This is a genomic window from Alcanivorax sp. UBA3183 (assembly GCF_002364155.1).
Classification (GTDB): domain Bacteria; phylum Pseudomonadota; class Gammaproteobacteria; order Pseudomonadales; family Alcanivoracaceae; genus Alcanivorax; species Alcanivorax jadensis.
On sequence record NZ_DEXN01000009.1, the window covers coordinates 8,869 to 13,642 of the forward strand.

Here is a 4,774-nt window from a genome sequence, read left to right on the forward strand (position 1 = left end):
CGACTCTGGCCCACCTTCAACAATCACCTTACGGAACATACCAGCGGCCGCGTGGTAAGAGAGGTGGCAGTGGAACGCCCATTGGCCTGGCTCGTCGACTTCGGTTTCCATGTAAACGGTGGTGCCGGGCTGCACACTGACCGTGTGTTTGATCGGATTCCACTGGTCTGCGCCAACATCTAGAATGGACCACATACCGTGCAAGTGCATGGGGTGAGTCATCATGGTTTCGTTGACAAACTTGAAGCGGACCCGCTCACCATATTTCAGGCGGATCGGATCGGCATCTTCGTACTTAACGCCATTGATACTCCAGGTGTACCGCTCCATATTGCCGGTCAAACGAAGCTCTATTTCTCGAGTCGGTTCGCGGTCTTCATACAGTGGATCTTGGGCCTTGAGGTCAGCGTAGGACAGGAACTTGCCGCCATTGGCTGCCGTGGGGACGAGGCCACTTCCCTTCGCATAGAAGGGGTCGCTTGGACCTTCTTTTCCCATCGCCATGGAACCATGGTCCATGCCGGACGTGCCCGAATGATCCATTCCTTTCATATTTGAGTGGTCCATGTTGCTCATGTTTGCGTGATCCATTCCCTCCATCGAAGAATGATCCATTCCGGACATCCCTTCTGAGCTATTCATATCCATGTCGCCATGGTCCATACCGGACATACCGCCCATATCAGCCATAGTCAGGCGGGCCGGTTCACGCAGTTGCGGCACGAACGCTTCCATACCCTCTTCTGGGGCCAGTGTCGCTCTGGCATAGCCCGAACGCCCCATGGATTCGGCGAAGATGGTGTAGGCCTGCTCACCTTTCGGGCGGACGATCACATCGTAGGTTTCCGCCACACCGATCCGGAACTCGTCCACACTAACCGGCTGAACGTTGTTGCCATCAGCCTGCACAACGGTCATGTCCAGACCGGGGATCCGGATATCAAAGTAAGTCATCGCCGAGGAGTTGATGAAACGCAGCCGAATGCGTTCGCCCGGCTCAAAAAGCCCAGTCCAGTTCTGATCCGGCCCTTTACCGTTGATCAGCCCTGTAAAACCCTGCAAGTCCTCGACATCCGCTTTCATCATCCGCATGCCACCCCAGGCCATACGGTCCCGAACGGTGTTCATCAGGCCGTTCTCGGACACGTCAGAGAAAAACTCTCCGACAGTCTGCTGCTCGCGGTTGTAGTAGTCCGGCATCATCTTCAGGTTACGCATGATGCGATCACCGGAGTGCGGGTGCTTATCGGTTAGCTGAACTACGTATTCGCGATCGTAGCGGAACGGTTCACGTCCCTCAGGTTCGATAACGATGGAACCGTAGGCGCCATCCGGCTCCTGAAAACCGGAGTGGCTGTGAAACCAATAAGTACCAGCCTGCTGGATGGGAAATTCGTAGGTGAAGGTTTCACCCGGCTTGATGCCTGGAAAGCTGATACCAGGCACACCGTCCTGATCAAAAGGAAGGATCAGGCCGTGCCAGTGAATGGAAGTCATCTCATCCAGGTTGTTGGTCACGTTGATCTTGACGTTTTCGCCTTCCTTGAAGCGCATCACCGGCCCGGGAGATGCACCGTTATAACCGATGCCGTCTTTCACGAAATCGCCGGTGTCAATTTCGACCCGATCAACCGTGAGATTATATTCGCCAGCCATGACCGATGCAGACATCAGCAGGCTTAACAACACTGAACCTAAACGGCTGTTCATACTTTTTGCTCCAAATCGCTCTTCACTAAGAACCCTCAAAATAAATACCTACAAGCCCACTGGATCAACGCCCCATTAGTGAACTCAGTTACTGGACCTTGACGTCACCGTACATCCCTGCCTGGTAATGACCCGGCACGTTGCAGGCGAACTCGATATTGCTGTTATCGGAAAACTTCCAAATAACTTCCTGCCTCTGGCCCGGTTCCAGCAGGACGCTGTTAGGGTCGTCGTGTTTCATGGACTGGCCGTTCCCCATGTCCATTTCCATCATGTCGTGGTTGAGCTTTCCGCCCTGGATGACGCCATGTTCGACCATCATCATCATTTCCTCCTGATGCCCCTCATGCATCTCAGGTGTGCCGATGTTGAACTCGTGAACGAGGTTCCCCTTGTTCTCCACCACGAACCGCACCGTTTCCCCGGGGCTTACGATGATTGATCCCGGTTCATAGTAATTGTCGTACATTTCGACTGTTATGGTTCGGCTGGCCTCTGAGGCTTTGCCGGGCTCACCACTCGCAGCGCCGTGATCATGTCCTCCACCATGGGTTCCAGCGGCAAAGGTGGTCGCCGACAATAAGATAGTTGCGGCAGCAACGAGGAATTTTGATACGGTCATATATCTTCTCCTTTGAACAGCTTTGGCCCTGAGGGCCGGGTTGTCTCACTCAAAACTTGAGCAATATCCAGAAGCGGTTGCTACCATCGCTCAGCAACCTGAATCCAGGCTGAAAATCGGAATTATTTTTTGTTCTGGCACAATTCAGCTTGGGCAGCGACACTGACGGACTCTGATGCTCAATTTAGAAAGGCAGTTCAGGAATGAGATTACTTCTGGTGGAAGATGACTACCTGCTGACAAATGGGCTAAGCGCCCAACTGGAAAAGGCCGGTTTCAGCGTGGATACCGCCCGTACAGCGCGGGAAGCCCGGCACCTCGGGCAGCAGGAAAGTTACCGCGCCGGTATTCTTGACCTGGGCCTGCCCGACGGCAACGGCCTGGACGTACTGAAACAGTGGCGGACGCATAAGGTCAGTTTCCCGGTGTTGATCCTGACCGCCAGGGGAGACTGGCAGGACAAGGTCAATGGCTTGAAGGCCGGCGCCGATGATTACCTCGCGAAGCCTTTCCAGACCGAAGAGCTGATTGCCCGACTTCACGCCATCGTCCGGCGAAGCGAAGGCAGAATAATGGATACCCTGACAGCGGGCCGGTTCGAGCTGGACGAAAATCGCCAGACGTTAAGGGCCGGTGACGAGACCGAACATAGCCTGACCGGTACGGAGTTCCGTTTGCTCCGATGTCTGATGAGTCGTCCCGGGCAGGTTTTCTCGAAAGAACAGCTTCTCGACCAGCTATACAGCATCGACGACATACCCAGCGAGAACGTGATCGAAGCGTATGTGCGGCGGCTCAGGAAGCTGGTGGGACCGGACACCATCAAGACCCGACGTGGTCAGGGGTACCTGTTCGATGCCGATAGCCGTTAGACCTCGCTCAGTCAGGGGGATGCTCCTGATTCTGCTGCTTCCGGCCGGCATTGGTCTGATGGCACTGGCTTGGATCATCCATGGGGCCTTGCTGGAGAGGATGACCATGGACTTAGTAGAACGCCGCTTGAAAGATGAGGTAGCTTTTCTGGAACACCAGATCCGCCAATCCGGTGGCCAGATTGATACACTCCAGACCGGCGACTATTTTCAGGAAGTGCTCCTCCACGCCTTCGCCATCGCCATCGCTTCTCCGTCTGGGCAGTCCATCTCACCGGAGACCTGGACTCCGATTCTGAGGCCGTTGCTCACCTCCGGGCAGGAGGGAGCCGTGAGAGCCAGGGATGCTGAGGTACCAGCTGCGCCTTCCCAAATGCTTGGGTATCGCCGTGCCTTCACGGTCGACGGAAACCCCTTCGTGATCATTGTTGCCGAGGATATGGAGGCGCTTCATCGGAGCCAGGCCAAACTCCATATCTGGACTGCCGTCGTCTCGGTTTTACTGGTCATTCTGATGATCGGGAGCATATGGCTGGGAATCACTCTGGCCCTGCGGTCAATAGCGGGCCTTCAGATGAACCTGAAAAAACTTCAGTCAGGCGAGCTCTCCCGTATTAACGCAGACGGCCCGGAGGAGTTCCAGCCCCTCGTCCGGCAACTCAATCGACTGCTGGATTCACTGGATGACCGGCTGGAACGCTCCCGTGACGCACTTGCCAACCTTTCCCACAGCGTGAAAACCCCCATAGCGGCTGTCAGACAGATCCTGGAAGACACCAGTCGCCCGCTCGATGAGAAGCTGAGATGGGAAATGGCGGCGCGCCTCGACGACATAGATGCTCAGCTTGAGGCCGAAATGCGGCGAAGCCGGTTTGCGGGTCCACAGGTCGGCCAAAGTGTATGTCCGATCAAACAGGCCCGGGATCTGCTGTGGATGCTTGGCCGCCTCTACCCCGATAAATCTTTTGAATTGTCAACGGATCTGCCTGAAAACCATCGCTGGCCTGTCGAGGAGCATGATCTGAACGAAATCCTTGGCAACTTGCTGGATAACGCAGGCAAATGGTCATCCCGCTGGGTGGAGCTCACGCTGAGTGAAGATCAAGAGCAGTTAAAAATTATCATCAGCGACGACGGAGCGGGCGTATCAGAAACAGCCCACTCACAATTGGGCAAGCGAGGATTGAGGCTGGACGAGCAAACACCCGGTCATGGATTGGGGCTGGCTATTGTCCACGCAATAGTTGAGCGTTATCAGGGACAGGTTCATTACACGTCCAGTAAGGTAGGAGGCCTTACTGCAGTTGTTGTAATCCCTGGTTCTGATCGATTCGGCGACCGGTCAGACAACTGACACCTTCACCCTCCATTCTCTATGCTTCAAGTCAAATTCATCAATAGTTGGGATGATGATTTGGAGTCTCGTCCAGCCTGTTCAATCTCGACCGCTCTATAATGAGCTTTCCCTGAAGGATACTGAATCTACACCCACTAACACTACTTGCTCTACTTGCAACCCAAAACAGCAAACCGATGCTTTTGATCATGAATTTTATACCCCCCCCCCTTT

General features: G+C 54.7%; 4 protein-coding genes. 2 read left to right on the top strand and 2 right to left on the bottom strand.

Features of this window, described 5'->3' with window-relative positions; translation table 11 throughout:
- Window positions 1–1,710: copper resistance system multicopper oxidase (locus tag B3Q33_RS03170; RefSeq protein WP_286826884.1), on the bottom strand; the 1,710-nt coding region annotated here is incomplete at its 3' end.
- A gap of 88 nt (window positions 1,711–1,798) precedes the next feature.
- Entirely contained in the window at window positions 1,799–2,332 is a 534-nt protein-coding gene (locus B3Q33_RS03175) for a cupredoxin domain-containing protein (RefSeq protein WP_039926258.1), read from the bottom strand.
- 203 nt (window positions 2,333–2,535) lie between these two features.
- Here B3Q33_RS03175 and B3Q33_RS03180 point away from each other — a divergent pair, with 203 nt between their 5' ends.
- On the top strand, window positions 2,536–3,204 hold the full coding sequence (locus B3Q33_RS03180; RefSeq protein ID WP_007151491.1) for a response regulator: 669 nt from the start codon (window positions 2,536–2,538) through the stop codon (window positions 3,202–3,204).
- Between the two features lie 19 nt (window positions 3,205–3,223).
- Entirely contained in the window at window positions 3,224–4,558 is a 1,335-nt protein-coding gene (locus B3Q33_RS03185; RefSeq protein WP_011588647.1) for an ATP-binding protein, read from the top strand.
- The last annotated feature ends 216 nt before the right edge of the window (window positions 4,559–4,774 follow it).